Below are 13738 nucleotides of genomic sequence, written 5' to 3' on the forward strand. Positions count from 1 at the left end.
AAATGATGAAGAAATGGAAGACAGCTGCAGGTGGACTTATCATAGCAAGCTTTACAGGATGTTCAAGCAGTGGATTTCTTGAAGAATTCCCGCCAAAAGCGTATCTCGAAGCAAGCAACCATCTTTATGAAACAAAAGTTGGCACTTACTGCTGGAAAAACACGTGTGTGGATAAAGCAGGCCCTTTAGAATTGTTAAAAACAGAACAGCCGATTAAAGTAAAAGCAAATGAATCGCTATCGCTTGTTATCAAGTATAAGCGGCAGCCCAACGAAAAGCATATGGCACAAATACAAAACAGCCATGAAGTGGAAATACCACTGAAGAAAAATAAGCTGAAAGCACCTTCTGAATCAGGCACGTACTACTACTCATATTCAGTGTGGTGGATGGATGAAAGTCAAAAAAATGTATCTAATGGAGATGCATCGTACGCGTTTGTATTGGAAGTGAAATAAGGAGAGAGCCTATGCAACCCCCTATTATTCTCATTGGACTTATATGCGCGGGTAAAACGACGGTTGGTGAAAAAGTAGCGCAAAAACTAAGTATTCCTCAGTGCTCAATGGACGAAGTGCGATTTTCTTACTACGAGGAAATAGGTTTCAGCAAAGAAACACAGCAGGACATTCGAGAAAAACAAGGGTTTCAGGGGATGTACGCCTATTGGAAGCCGTTTGAAGCCTATGCCGTTAAAAGAATACTAGAAGAGTACAAACATGCGGTCATTGATTTTGGCGCCGGTCACTCGGTCTACGAAGACATGGGACTGTTTCAGCAAGTAGAAAAGATATTAAAACCTTATCAGTCTCTATTTTTATTGCTTCCCAGTGCTAATAAAGAAGAGTCCATACAACTATTACATCAAAGACTGCAGCAAATAACGGATGATGAAGATGTTTTTAAGCTTAACAAACATTTTGTAACGCATCCGTCAAATGAGCTGCTGGCAAAGCAAACAATTTACACAAAGGAAAAGTCGGCAGATACAGTAGCAAAAGAAATTATTTCATCTATATCGAAGGAGTGAAAGCAATGATTAAAAAAATCGGTCAAATTATGGTGTATGTAAACGATCAAGATCAAGCGGTAAAGTTTTGGACAGAAAAAATGGGATTTCAGGTTATGTCCGAACAAAATAATGAACAAGGCATGAAGTGGATTGAGCTAGCGCCGGTAGCGGGTGCTGAAACAACCATTATCCTTCATAACAAACAGCTAATAGCAAAAATGCAGCCGGAATTAAATGTCGGGACACCTTCGCTTCTGTTTTTTACGGAGAATGTGGATGAATTATATAGAGATTTAACTGCTAAAGGCGTAACGGTGGGAGAAATTGTATCGATGCCTTCAGGAAAAGTCTTTAATTTTTCAGACAGTGAAGGTAACTATTTTGCAGTTATGGAAAACGCGAATAATAAATAGAGCAAAAACAAAAAACACCGGGAGCATATATATTGTCTCGGTGTTTTACAGGCAAAGCAGGATAAGTTACTTTTCATTTTCATCTGCTGATTGGCAGTAGCAATACTATTCTTTATAAATTTACTCCTTTTCTTCATTATTTAACGCTATGATTGTATAAACGTGTATTAAGAGTCGCTTTAAGTTTCTAAAATTTAATAAGCCATTTCATAAATCAAGGAGTAATGCCTCTCATGATAAAATTAATAGGAGAAAAAGTGTTATTAAGAGAAGCGACACAGGAAGATGTTAATACGCTCTATTACTGGAAATACGAAGAGAAAAAACAAGAAGCGAAAAAATGGAATGCTCCGTACATACCAGATCGAAAGCTGACGAAAGAAAAGTATATGAATTCATGGGAAGAAGAGTATGAGATTTATCCATCAGTTCCCCGAATGCTTGCGGTTATTATTGATGAAATAGCTGTAGGAACGGTGAACTGTTACTGGGTGGACAAACGTACAAACTGGATGGAAACTGGAATTGTCATTTACGATTCAGACTATTGGAGCGGAGGATATGGATCAGAAGCTTATGGAATGTGGATCGACTTTTTATTTGAGTTTACACCTTTGCATAGACTCGGCATGTCTACGTGGTCAGGCAATATCAGAATGATCAAAACAGCGGCAAAAATAGGTATGAAAGAAGAAGCAAGAATCAGAGAAGCACGTATCGTAAACGGTGAATATTTTGATAGCGTCAAAATGGGAATTCTGCGAAGAGAATGGAACAAAAAGATGAAGCAGGAGCTCTAATACCCTTTGTGCTATGTTGTCATTGAACTAGGCAGTTTAGTTTGATATATCCTAATATGGGGAATAGAGGGAAAATGGGGACGTGTGAGATTTTTATATAATTTAAAACTTCTTCCTTCATGAACGGAAGAAGTTTTTCTTATGTGAAATCATGTCATATGTCAAATCTGGTATGTATAAGATAGAAAATAGGCAATATAGCTGTCCTCTCTCATACTACAAAAAAGTTATAGCCAAGCTGTGCGTATCTTTATGAAAGAATGCACTTATGGCAGAGAGAATGATAGTTGCGATGGAGGTAACTAAATGAACGTTGATGGAGAAAATAAAGTTCCTCATTTTTATTCACTGCGGTCTGTTTCGCAAAAATTATTTGAGGTTATTACCAAACAGCTGAATGTCAGCACAACGTACGTAACTAGAAGAGGAGAAACAGCGATGACGGTCCTCAGCTCATATAACGAGAAGGAAGAGATTATTCCTGAAGGATACAGCGTTGAATACGGAGGTACATACTGCCGCTTAATTATTATGAATGACGGAGACGTTATGCATACGGCAAATCTGATGAAGGATGCCGTTACAAGACAGCTAGAAGTAACGGATCAATTGCAGGTAAAAGGTTTTTTAGGTGTTACATTAAAAGATTTAAAAGGAAATGTATTTGGAACACTCTGTGTAATGGACAAGGAAGAAAAAGAATTTTCAGGAGAAGATATTGCTTTTTTACAATCAATGGCAGGTATCTTATCCCATATGATCGATCTGGATGAAACACGATATCAGATGGGATTTTTAAGCGTCCCAATTATTCCGATTACAGAGGGGGTTTCGATTCTTTCTCTTCAAGGTATTATTGATAAAGAGCGTGCGGATCAGATTATGACAGATGTGCTTCACGATGCAGCTCATAATGAAATAGATTACTTTATCATTGATTTATCGAAGCTGCTTCTGAGAGAAAAAGAGTTTCCGAATTTCTTCTTGAAAATGATTACAGCACTTCAGCTCATGGGTGCTCAAGCAGTTATAACAGGTGTAACCCCCACATTTGCGAAAGAGCAAACTAAAAATCATGATTTGAGAAACTTACAGTTAAAAGTCGTGAAAAATATTCAACAAGCTCTTCAATGTGTGGGGTATAACTTAATCAAAACATGAACCAAGCCTTGGCTCTATCAGCCAGGGCTTATTTTTGTGTATGTATATAATTCAATACGAAACGAAAAACAAGCTGGTATGCTCAGAAGCTGTGAAAGCATCAAATGCAGCATAAAGTGAATATAGATAAAGAATGTAGCTTCATTGAAGCCTTGCGTGATGATCATTACGCACCTTTTGGTGGTGTAAGAAATAGCCGGGGGAGAGACCTGTGTATGGCTGATGACCCTTTTTGCTGTATGCAAAAACATCATGGGGGGAAATACATGCGAACAAACTTTAAAAGGTCCGCACAAACGGATGTGGATATGAGAAAGAAACAGCGGAGAACACTTCAGTCCACTTTAAACACAATAGGGATACTTATGTTTATTGGAATTTTGATCAGGTGGTGGACCGTGCCGTTCGCTATTAGTAAAGATCTCCGAATTTACTATAATCAAGATTTTCAAATGACATTGAACGAGTGTAAAGAGTTTCTTACGTTCGTTTTATGCGCAGCAGGCGTGTATTTTATGTTAGTCAACGTCTACTTTTTAGGTAAGATAGGTAAAAAACTAGTCTATATCGTTCTTGTTTTACTTGCTGTTTTTAACCTCTATATGATGCTTATGCTTCTTGTCGCAGTGACGCATTAAAGTTAAAGTGTGAGTGTAGCTCAAAAAAAGAGGTCAACTTCCGGTGACTCTTTTGGATTGAGCTACGATTTTTCTATGTGAAAAACAGATAGATCTTCAGGCATCTTGATTAGCTGAACTTCCATATTACTTCCACCTTTTGATATTTTCCCTTGGTACATATGCAAACATTATGTATGCTTTTACTTTCATACAATTCTATCAAATCCATTAAAGCAGATTTATTTTCTAAATTCAACTAAAAAGTATTTTCATTATTTTTCCATAAATTATCTAAGATAAGCGGCTATAGGGTTTAAAGAACAAAAGAAAATTGAAATGATTTTTTATGAGTTTTATATCTTGACGAAAAAATATTTCAGGAATAAGATAGGTTACATAAAGTAACGAATGAAAGAAAAGTTACTTTTTAAAGATTATATTTTTCCTAACAGGAGGAAGAGATATGGAAGCGATGACTTTTGTTTTATTCGGTTCAACAGGTGATTTAGCGAAACGCAAAATTTATCCTGCACTCTATAATTTATTTGTAGACGGGAAAATCCCTAAATCAATTTCTGTTGTAGGACTAGGCAGAAGGGAGATGTCCGACGCTGACTTTCAGGAAAAAGTAAAAGAGTCTATTCATACTTTTTCACGTCGCGTCGAAAAAGATTCATCTCTTATGCAGCATTTTCTTTCAGCTTTTCGCTACAGCCCATTGGATGCAACGAATGCTGAAGATTATAAAAAGTTGTTAAATCTAGTAGAAGCACGCGAAGAGGAACGAAACATTCCAAGCAACCGAATGTTTTATCTATCCGTTGCACCAGAATTTTTTGGTACGATTGCCGAGCATATTAAAGACAGTGGCTTAGGTGCTACAAAAGGTTGGAAACGGTTAATTATTGAAAAACCGTTTGGCCATGATCTACAGTCAGCTCGTCAATTAAACGAAAACTTAAGCAAAGCGTTTAAAGAAGAAGAGATTTACCGCATTGACCACTATCTTGGCAAGTCGATGGTACAAAATTTAGAAGCGCTGGAATTCGCTAATCCTATTCTTCAATCATTATGGAATAACGAACATATTGCGAATATACAAATTACAGCAAGTGAAACGGTCGGCGTAGAGGAAAGAGCAAGCTATTATGACCATTCAGGAGCCATTCGAGATATGGTTCAAAATCATATGCTGCAAATGCTGATGATGACGGCTATGCACTTACCGGCCCGCATTAGCGCTGATGATATTCGAAACGAAAAAATAAATGTGTTAAAAGCGCTTCGTCCGCTTGTAAAAGAAGATATGGATCTAGACGTTGTTCGCGGTCAATATGAGGCTGGAAAAATAAACGGGGCTTCAGTGCCGAGCTACATAAATGAGCCCGGTGTATCACCATCTTCTCAGACGGACACTTTTTTAGCAGCCAGACTATATATCGATAATTCGCTTTGGAACGGCGTTCCTTTCTACATTCGTACAGGGAAAAGAATGGCGGAAAAAGCGACGCGAATTGTTATTGAATTCAAAGACTCGCTAAAAGAGTTGTACTTAGACAAAGGAGAAACAACATCTCCAAATCTGTTGATCATTGAAATTAACCCGCACGAAAATATTACGCTGCAGTTAAACAGCAAAAATCCATTTAATCATGGTCATATTGAGCCTGTACAAATTAATTTTTCAGGTCAGCAAGAAGGAGCACCGGAAGCATATGAACGCCTTATTGCAGATGCATGCGCCGGAGATTCTACATTTTTTGCTCATTGGAAAGAAGTAGAGCTAGCTTGGGAATGGGTTCAGCCGCTTCTTGAAGCATTTCAGGAAAATACAGTGCCGCTTCACAAATATGCTGCTGGTTCATACGGCCCTGATGCATCACATGCACTGGTAGAAAAAGACGGCTTTAAATGGTGGTTGGATGAAGAAACAGCAAGTCAATCACGCGAAGTGCAGCCAGTTTAATACAAACAAAGCGAAAGAAGGATGACACATGAGTACCAACATAGATACACTCGCAGTTAATACGATTCGCACCCTGTCAATTGACGCGGTGAACGCAGCTAATTCAGGACACCCGGGACTTCCGATGGGAGCGGCTCCGATGACCTATGCGCTGTGGGCGAATCACTTACAGCATAATCCGGCAAATTCAAGCTGGTTTAACCGAGATCGTTTTATCTTATCAGCCGGTCATGGCTCAAGCTTGCTGTATAGCATGCTGCATCTAAGCGGATACAATGTATCAGTAGAAGATTTAAAAGGCTTCCGCAAGCTAAATAGTAAAACACCGGGTCATCCTGAATTTGGCCATACGGACGGCGTAGAAGCAACAACAGGTCCTTTAGGTCAAGGAATTGCAAATGCAGTCGGAATGGCAATGGCAGAAGCTCATTTAGCGGCAAAATTTAATAAACCAAATTTCTCTGTTATTGATCACTATACGTATACGTTAGTAGGCGATGGTGACTTAATGGAAGGCATTTCTTATGAAGCGATGTCAATGGCTGGCCATATGAAGCTTGGTAAACTTATTGCTTTATATGACTCCAACGATATTTCGTTAGACGGGGAATTAAATCTTTCATTTAGCGAAAATATCCAAAAAAGAGCGGAATCTGCAAACTGGCAGTATTTACGTGTAGAAGATGGAAATGACGTGGATGAAATCACAAGCGCCATTGAAAAAGCGAAACAGAACACGGAACAGCCAACGCTCATTGAAGTGAGAACAATTATTGGCTACGGAAGTCCAAAAGTAGCGGGAACAAATAAAGCACACGGCAATCCGCTTGGAGAAGAAGAAGCAAAAGCAACAAAACAAGCCTACGGCTGGGACGCTGAAGAAAACTTCTATGTTCCAGAAGAAGTAAAAGCTCATTTTGAAAAGCTAGAAGAAAAAGGGATGAAAGCAGAAGCAGAGTGGAACGAACTGTTTGCTTCTTACCAAAAAGAATACCCTATGCTGGCAGATGAATTAGAACGTGCCATTACTGGTGAGGCACTAATTGAAGTGAATGATATTTTAACATTCTCATCGGAAAAAGCGATTTCGACGCGTGTTGCAAGCGGAGAAGCTATTAATTATTTCACTAAATCTGTGCCATCTATTTTTGGAGGCAGTGCTGATTTATCACATTCCACGATGACGGACATTAAAGAAGAAGGCCCTTACGCACCCGGATATTTCGGTAATCGAAATATTTATTTCGGCGTACGTGAACATGCAATGGGAGCGGCCGGTAATGGAATGGCCCTTCACGGCGGTGTGAAGCCGTTTGTCAGCACATTCTTTGTTTTTAATGATTACTTGCGTCCAGCGATTCGTTTAGCTGCACTGCAAAAGCTGCCGGTCACATATGTATTTACTCATGATTCCATAGCAGTAGGAGAAGATGGACCAACTCATGAGCCCGTTGAACATTTAGCTTCTCTTCGTGCAATTCCAGGGCTTACCGTAATCCGTCCGTCTGATGCAAACGAAACAGCAAGCGCTTGGGCTTACGCGCTTCAGCAAGCGGAAGGTCCTGTAGCCTTAGTGCTTAGCCGTCAAAACTTGCCTGTATTTGAAGAAACAAAACAAAATATCAACGACCTAGCTAAAGGTGCTTACGTATTAACTGAAACAGACGATAACCCGGAGATGATTTTCATCGCCACAGGTTCTGAAGTAGCACTAGCGGTCAGTGCAAAAGCTCAGCTAGAGCGTGAAGGTACATCTGTTCGAGTTGTAGCAATGCCTAGCTGGGAGCTGTTTGGCAAACAGTCAAAAGAGTATCAAGAGCGCATCTTGCCTGAATCTGTTTCAAAACGAATCTCTCTAGAAATGGGAATTTCACTTGGCTGGGAACGTTTTGTAGGACAAAAAGGAAAAGTGTTAGCTATTGACACATTCGGTGCTTCAGGAACCGGAGCTGATGTGATGAAGCTGTTTGGATTTACAGAAGAAAACGTAGTGGCACAAGCAAAAGAATTGCTAAAGGCTTAAACAATTAGACAAATAGAAGGAGCTGTTCACATGAAAGTAGGATTAGTTGGTTTAGGGAAAATGGGGATTAACTTAGGACAAAACTTACTGGATCAGCGTCATGACGTTGTAGCATTTGACGTAAATTCAAACGCAGTGGAACAAATGAAAGGGTACGGTGCGTCAGGAGTATCAAGCTTACAGGAGCTTGTTCAGTCATTAGAAACGCCAAGAGTCGTATGGCTGATGGTTCCTCATACGGTTGTTGATTCTGTTATTAGTGAAATATCTCCTCTTTTAGCTGAAGGAGATATCGTAATTGAAGCCGGAAACTCTCATTACAAAGAGTCTATTCGACGCTATAACGAGTTAAAAGAAAACAAAATTCGCTTTATGGACGTTGGAACATCTGGCGGAATGGAAGGCGCTCGTAACGGAGCTTGCTATATGATTGGCGGAGATCGTGAAGCGTGGGAAATTGTTGAACCTATCTTCCGCGATACAGCAGTAGAAAACGGATATCTATATGCTGGAGAAGCAGGGAGCGGCCACTTTTTAAAAATGGTTCATAACGGCATTGAATACGGCATGATGGCAGCAATCGGAGAAGGATTTGAAGTTCTTGAAAAAAGCCAGTTCGACTATGATTACGAAAAAGTGGCGAGAGTATGGAATAACGGGTCAGTTATTCGTTCATGGCTCATGGAATTAACGGAAAATGCATTCTCTAAAGATGCTAAGCTAGATGACATCAAAGGAGTTATGAACTCTTCTGGTGAAGGGAAGTGGACGGTCGAAACGGCTCTAGACCTTCAAACAGCTACGCCGGTTATTGCGATGTCTTTACTGATGCGCTATCGCTCGCTTGAAGATGATACCTTTACAGGAAAGGTAGTTTCCGCGCTTCGAAACGAGTTTGGCGGTCATGCTGTGGAAAAGAAATAACAAGTGAAATAGTGGGTATAGTAAAAAAAACTAATGGAGGAATGAAAAAATGAAATTTTTTATTGATACTGCAAACCTTGACGATATTAAAAAAGCATACAAAGTGGGCGTTTTATCTGGCGTCACAACAAACCCTTCTCTTGTTGCAAAAGAAGGCGTAAAGTTTGAAGATCGTATTGAAGAAATTTTAAAAACCGTTCCAGAAGTAGAATCCGTTTCAGCAGAAGTGACGCCGGATGCCGAAACAGCAGAAGACATGATTGCGCAAGCAGAAGAACTAATCAAAATTAACGGCGGGGACCAAAATATTACGATTAAGCTTCCAATGACAATCGCTGGATTAGAAGCGACTCGCTACCTTGCTAAAAAAGGTGTAAAAACAAACGTAACGCTTATTTTCACTGTAAACCAAGCGCTTTTAGCAGCTCGTGCAGGTGCAACATATGTATCTCCGTTCCTTGGTCGCCTTGATGATATTTCTGAAGACGGCGTGCAGCTTGTGGCTAAAATTGCCGAGCTGTTCCGCATTCAAAATATTGACTCTCAAATCATTGCGGCTTCTGTAAGACATCCGGATCACGTTACACGCGTAGCCCTTGCCGGAGCTCATATTGCAACTATTCCATATTCAGTAATCGAGCAGCTTGTCAAACATCCTTTAACCGAACAAGGAATTGAAAAGTTTGCGGCTGATTGGAAAAACGCTGTTCAAAACTAAGTAAAAGATAAAGAACGTGCGCATTCTAGAAAAAGAATGCACGCGTTCTCTCATAATATCCTTAAAGAGGTAAACATCATGAATACAGTAGACGCTAAAATTATTAAAACCCAATACGGTTCAGAAGTTTATGTAGATGATGCAGAGCATATTAACTTTAAAAGCCTTCATGCGCCGAAAGTTAATCAGCCGCTCTATCGCATTGAATTTGAAATTGGCTACTTTTTATTAAAAGAACACAGATATTACGAATACGAAAAGAACTATTTTTGGCTTGCAGTAAGGGAAGATTTTAGTAAACTAACTATTCAAGAACCTGATATGGAGAGCTTATTTGGAGCTAAAAGCGAAGACGAAAGAAAGGCGACAAAAGCGCTTTTAAGTCAGTGGCTCATTCATACCGAGGCTTATAAAAAGCAATTAAACCAGCATATTAATGACTGTAAAAAAACTAATGAAACAAATGAGGGCATAACGGCTATTTTAGAAAAGTTGCTGCATATTTCAGCAGCAGACATTGAACAAGCCCCAATCGAGAAATTAGCTGCTTCACGAGCAGTTTAACTTGAAAAATAGGTAACTATTCATAGCTCTAATAGGTAAAAGATGCTTCGTTTAAAACCCGAAGCATCTTTTTTTCATTCTTTATAAAGAGGGGGTTATCTTTAGAATACTCTTTCAGGAGGCGCTTTCTCAATGATTAAAGACATCTATGTTACGTTTTTGGACTTAAGACAAGCAAATTCAACTATTTAACTTTACGAAAAGAGCCTTAGGAAAATAAAGGATAGCAATAAAAATGACAATATTGTCGTTTTTATTGACGAATTAATCGGAGAAGGGTACATTATATTAAAACGACATAGTTGTCGTTTTAATATAAGGAGGCTGAAATGATGCTTATTACGATGTTAACAACAGGAACTCGAGGAGACACCCAGCCTTTTATGGCTTTAGGATTAGAGTTAAAAAAGAAAGGATACCGTGTACGAATTGCCGCTTCAGAAGCTTACCAAAACTTCATAGAATCGTACGGGTTTGAATATGCCATGCTTCGAGGAGATGTTTCTAAAATTATAGAGAGCGGAGCAGCAGACGACGCAATTAATGCAGACAATCCTCTCAAATTTTTTTCAAGCTTAAAAAATGAAAAGATGATGGGTATGATGATTAATATACAAGAAGATTTGCACAAAGCATGCAAAGGAGCCGATGCAATTGTATATCATCCAGGTGCGGCAATTGGTTACTTTGCTGCTAAAGAGATGAATATACCAAGTATCTTAGCCAGCCCTTTTCCAATGACACCAACAAAAGACTATCCAGCTTTAATTTTTTATGATCGACCACGATTTGGAAAAATATACAATAAGCTGACGCATCGCATTTTTGAATGGGGATTTTGGAAAGTAGTAAGTGGTCCTTTAAAAAAATATTGGGTTCAGCAGCATGGAGAAGGACCTGAAGATTTTTTATGTCCGTACCCAAAGCAGCGTACAGCAGCTAACCCAACTATTATTTCATCAAGTCCCGCCGTATTTTCCGTATCTAAAGATTGGCCTGAACACGTTCATTCCTACGGAAATTGGTTTATGGACAGTGACCATAGCTATGAGTCGGAAGAGAAGCTGGAAAGATCTTTAAAGAATGGAGAACCGCCGGTTTATATTGGATTTGGAAGTATTGGGGATAAAAAAAACGCAGGCGAAACGACTGCTTTAGTGATTAAAGCCTTAAAACTTGCCGGGAAACGAGGTATCATCAATATAGGAGGAAGTGGAATGAATCATACGAGGGAGATAACAGAAGACATTTTATTTGTAAAAGATATCCCTCATGAGTGGCTGTTTCCTAAAATGTCTGCCGTTGTTCATCATGGAGGAGCGGGAACAACAGCCGAAGGCCTTCGAGCTGGCGTTCCAAGTGTTATTATTCCTTATGGAAATGACCAATTCGCTTGGGGAAGAAAAATTTATGAGCTGGGAGCTGGAGCAAAAGCCATTCCTAGAAAAGAATTGACGGCTGAAAAATTATCCGCAGCTATTTCCTATACGCAAGTTAATGAAATTCAATCCAAAGCACAAGAAATCGGAAAACAAATCCGAGCTGAACAAGGAGCCGAAAAAGCAGCTCAGGTGATTATTAATACACTCGAGACATTCGGGAATAAATAAACAGTAAGCGAGCGTGAAAAAAATGCCAAAAGTAAGGGAAGGATACGCTGAAAAAAAGAAGCAAGAGATTTTAGAAGCAGCCAAAAGAGTATGCAAGAGCAAACCGGTGCATGATGTAGCCATGCGAGATATCGTTTTGGAAGCTGGAATGAGTCAAGGAGGCGTGTACAAATATTTTTCAAACCTTGATGAAGTATTTGTCGGACTTCTTAATCAAGAAAGCGTCAGCTATAAAGTAAAAGATAAAATTGAAGCCCTGCTTCAGACAAAGAAAGACTCCTTTGAAATGCTGCATGATTTCATTATGTATATTGGAGAGCATATCCAGGAATCAATGACAGCAGGAGGAGAAATTTACTTTGAACTAGTAGCATTGTATTCAAAAGACCCTCAGCGTTTTATGAAAATTGAAAATCAGCTAGTTGAAGTATCAAACCTTAAATATATTCAAAAAAAGCTTCACGACTTTATTACGGAACAAATAGAAGTAAAGAATTTCTCTCCGGCTGTACCAACAGATGATCTGCTAGCTTTTATGGCTACAACGATTAATGGAATTACACAAAATCCAGCGCCGGTTTACAACGTCGATGAACAGAAACAAGTTGCAGAAGAGGCAAACGTAGAACGTCATATCAATACGCTGTCAGTAGCTGTCCGAAAGCTGTTAGGTGAATAAGTACAGCTGCAATCTTGAAATGTTCCTTATCGTATGGCTAGCAGCGGTAAGTATAGTGAGAAAAAAGGTACTCACTTCTTCGTCTCCTTTGAATAGTTTTGCAAAAATTAAGCATAATACGACTGCAAACTATATTTAAGGAGATGGAAAAAATGAAAAAAGGGCTTATCATTGCTTCTTCAGTTCTTTTTCTTTCAGGCTTAGCTGCATGTGGAGGAAATAAAGACAATAACGCAATGGACAATACTCAAAATGACTTACGCAACACTTCTACAAACGACGGAGTTGATAACAATATTCCAATGGATAATACTGATCAGCCGACCAAGTCAGTTGAAGCAGCGCAAAATGTAGAAGATATGAAGGAAGTTGACGATGCGTATGTGCTTCGCGATAATAATAATGCCTATGTAACGGTAGACTTAGCGGGAAATGACGCAGCGGACAACAACGATAACGGCAAGGTGAACACCGTAACGTATAACGGCGATACTTATCATGAAGTTTCAACTGATTTTGAACAAAAAATTGCGGACCGTGTGAGAGAAGCAGATAGTAAAATTGACAAAGTATACGTGGCGTTTGTCAACACGGGTTTAGACAATATGAATAACAACAATAACGTACCTGGTGTAGATAAAAATGACAACATCTATAAAGATGATGAAAAAGACAACAACCGTGATCCAGAAGATATTGTAGAAGATCCAAAAGATATGATGGACCGTAACAACAAAGATCAATAACATCAAAAAGGCCTCTGAATCACCAGAGGCCTTTGGTTCATTAACTAAGTTCAAGTAAAGAAATAAAAATCGGAAGAACACAGCAAGAAACGGCTGAAATAAAATCAAGCTCGTTCTGTTTTTTTGCAGAAAGCGTGAACTCCATCAAAATAATTGTCAGGATACTCATGAAAAGCGTTGCATAAAAAAGAAAATCGCGCTGACTTTCCACTAAAAACAACACCGCATTTAAAATCAAAATAACGGCATAAAGAAACTTAAGCAGCACGTGAAGCTGCATGCTGAATTTATTCTCTTGTTTGTAGCGCAAGATATAGACAAAAAAGAAAATAAATAAAGTTAATTGCCATGAGGCAGGAAGTAACTGCTGCCATAGATTGTCCAAGAAACTCATTCCTCCTATAAAACGATGATGCATATATGTATAACATACATTTTTATTTTAAAAGTGAAGAGTATCTTTAGGCAAGAACAATTCTTCCTTTTTTATTCTTTTTCTTAT

General features: G+C 39.0%; 15 protein-coding genes. 14 read left to right on the forward strand and 1 reads right to left on the reverse strand.

The window, feature by feature from the left end; translation table 11 throughout:
- The first annotated feature begins 5 nt into the window (after nt 1-5).
- From ACRPLY_RS11735 to ACRPLY_RS11800, 14 genes are all read left to right on the forward strand, one after another.
- Nucleotides 6-458, forward strand: a complete 453-nt coding sequence (locus ACRPLY_RS11735) for a hypothetical protein (protein ID WP_226313302.1) — start codon at nt 6-8, stop codon at nt 456-458.
- 11 nt (nt 459-469) lie between these two features.
- Nucleotides 470-1030, forward strand: a complete 561-nt coding sequence (locus ACRPLY_RS11740; RefSeq protein WP_325077197.1) for a shikimate kinase — start codon at nt 470-472, stop codon at nt 1028-1030.
- Between the two features lie 5 nt (nt 1031-1035).
- Nucleotides 1036-1425: a VOC family protein gene (locus ACRPLY_RS11745; RefSeq protein WP_028414509.1), complete on the forward strand. Its 390-nt coding sequence runs from the start codon at nt 1036-1038 to the stop codon at nt 1423-1425.
- A gap of 233 nt (nt 1426-1658) precedes the next feature.
- Nucleotides 1659-2225, forward strand: coding sequence for a GNAT family N-acetyltransferase (locus ACRPLY_RS11750; protein ID WP_028414508.1), 567 nt, complete (start codon nt 1659-1661; stop codon nt 2223-2225).
- A gap of 306 nt (nt 2226-2531) precedes the next feature.
- Nucleotides 2532-3386 (forward strand): GAF domain-containing protein, encoded by an 855-nt coding sequence (locus ACRPLY_RS11755; protein ID WP_028414507.1) that lies wholly within the window; start codon nt 2532-2534, stop codon nt 3384-3386.
- Between the two features lie 266 nt (nt 3387-3652).
- Nucleotides 3653-4024: a hypothetical protein gene (locus tag ACRPLY_RS11760; protein ID WP_034328210.1), complete on the forward strand. Its 372-nt coding sequence runs from the start codon at nt 3653-3655 to the stop codon at nt 4022-4024.
- A gap of 445 nt (nt 4025-4469) precedes the next feature.
- A complete protein-coding gene (zwf, locus tag ACRPLY_RS11765) occupies nt 4470-5972 on the forward strand; it encodes a glucose-6-phosphate dehydrogenase (protein ID WP_028414505.1) in 1503 nt (500 codons plus the stop codon).
- A gap of 28 nt (nt 5973-6000) precedes the next feature.
- A complete protein-coding gene (gene tkt / locus ACRPLY_RS11770; protein ID WP_098112361.1) occupies nt 6001-7995 on the forward strand; it encodes a transketolase in 1995 nt (664 codons plus the stop codon).
- A gap of 30 nt (nt 7996-8025) precedes the next feature.
- Nucleotides 8026-8919 carry a phosphogluconate dehydrogenase (NAD(+)-dependent, decarboxylating) gene (gnd, locus tag ACRPLY_RS11775; protein ID WP_014459235.1) on the forward strand — a complete coding sequence of 298 codons (894 nt, stop codon included), beginning with the start codon at nt 8026-8028 and terminating at the stop codon, nt 8917-8919.
- 49 nt (nt 8920-8968) lie between these two features.
- A complete protein-coding gene (fsa, locus tag ACRPLY_RS11780; protein ID WP_014459236.1) occupies nt 8969-9637 on the forward strand; it encodes a fructose-6-phosphate aldolase in 669 nt (222 codons plus the stop codon).
- Nucleotides 9638-9715: 78 nt separating this feature from the next.
- The gene (locus ACRPLY_RS11785) at nt 9716-10201 is read left to right on the forward strand and encodes a hypothetical protein (RefSeq protein ID WP_154973776.1); all 486 of its coding nucleotides are present in this window, start codon (nt 9716-9718) and stop codon (nt 10199-10201) included.
- A 329-nt stretch (nt 10202-10530) separates the two neighbouring features.
- On the forward strand, nt 10531-11811 hold the full coding sequence (locus ACRPLY_RS11790; protein ID WP_432231859.1) for a glycosyltransferase: 1281 nt from the start codon (nt 10531-10533) through the stop codon (nt 11809-11811).
- Between the two features lie 22 nt (nt 11812-11833).
- A complete protein-coding gene (locus ACRPLY_RS11795; protein WP_028414499.1) occupies nt 11834-12490 on the forward strand; it encodes a TetR/AcrR family transcriptional regulator in 657 nt (218 codons plus the stop codon).
- A gap of 152 nt (nt 12491-12642) precedes the next feature.
- On the forward strand, nt 12643-13236 hold the full coding sequence (locus ACRPLY_RS11800) for a hypothetical protein (RefSeq protein ID WP_028414498.1): 594 nt from the start codon (nt 12643-12645) through the stop codon (nt 13234-13236).
- 40 nt (nt 13237-13276) lie between these two features.
- Here the strand turns inward: ACRPLY_RS11800 and ACRPLY_RS11805 are convergent, their stop codons facing one another.
- Nucleotides 13277-13621, reverse strand: a complete 345-nt coding sequence (locus ACRPLY_RS11805; RefSeq protein ID WP_028414497.1) for a DUF1516 family protein — start codon at nt 13619-13621, stop codon at nt 13277-13279.
- Nucleotides 13622-13738: the final 117 nt, after the last annotated feature.

Origin of the sequence: Priestia sp. TGN 0903, assembly GCF_050846855.1 — a bacterium.
Taxonomy (GTDB): domain Bacteria; phylum Bacillota; class Bacilli; order Bacillales; family Bacillaceae_H; genus Priestia; species Priestia zanthoxyli.

Bases quoted from the DNA above. Each gene is read 5' to 3' on its own strand.
- ACRPLY_RS11735 (WP_226313302.1), top strand. From the start codon at position 6: ATGAAGAAATGGAAGACAGCTGCAGGTGGACTTATCATAGCAAGCTTT.
- ACRPLY_RS11755 (WP_028414507.1), top strand. From the start codon at position 2,532: ATGAACGTTGATGGAGAAAATAAAGTTCCTCATTTTTATTCACTGCGG.
- ACRPLY_RS11750 (WP_028414508.1), top strand. From the start codon at position 1,659: ATGATAAAATTAATAGGAGAAAAAGTGTTATTAAGAGAAGCGACACAG.
- ACRPLY_RS11745 (WP_028414509.1), top strand. From the start codon at position 1,036: ATGATTAAAAAAATCGGTCAAATTATGGTGTATGTAAACGATCAAGAT.
- ACRPLY_RS11795 (WP_028414499.1), top strand. From the start codon at position 11,834: ATGCCAAAAGTAAGGGAAGGATACGCTGAAAAAAAGAAGCAAGAGATT.
- tkt (WP_098112361.1), top strand. From the start codon at position 6,001: ATGAGTACCAACATAGATACACTCGCAGTTAATACGATTCGCACCCTG.
- ACRPLY_RS11785 (WP_154973776.1), top strand. From the start codon at position 9,716: ATGAATACAGTAGACGCTAAAATTATTAAAACCCAATACGGTTCAGAA.
- ACRPLY_RS11760 (WP_034328210.1), top strand. From the start codon at position 3,653: ATGCGAACAAACTTTAAAAGGTCCGCACAAACGGATGTGGATATGAGA.
- fsa (WP_014459236.1), top strand. From the start codon at position 8,969: ATGAAATTTTTTATTGATACTGCAAACCTTGACGATATTAAAAAAGCA.
- gnd (WP_014459235.1), top strand. From the start codon at position 8,026: ATGAAAGTAGGATTAGTTGGTTTAGGGAAAATGGGGATTAACTTAGGA.
- ACRPLY_RS11790 (WP_432231859.1), top strand. From the start codon at position 10,531: ATGATGCTTATTACGATGTTAACAACAGGAACTCGAGGAGACACCCAG.
- zwf (WP_028414505.1), top strand. From the start codon at position 4,470: ATGGAAGCGATGACTTTTGTTTTATTCGGTTCAACAGGTGATTTAGCG.
- ACRPLY_RS11740 (WP_325077197.1), top strand. From the start codon at position 470: ATGCAACCCCCTATTATTCTCATTGGACTTATATGCGCGGGTAAAACG.
- ACRPLY_RS11800 (WP_028414498.1), top strand. From the start codon at position 12,643: ATGAAAAAAGGGCTTATCATTGCTTCTTCAGTTCTTTTTCTTTCAGGC.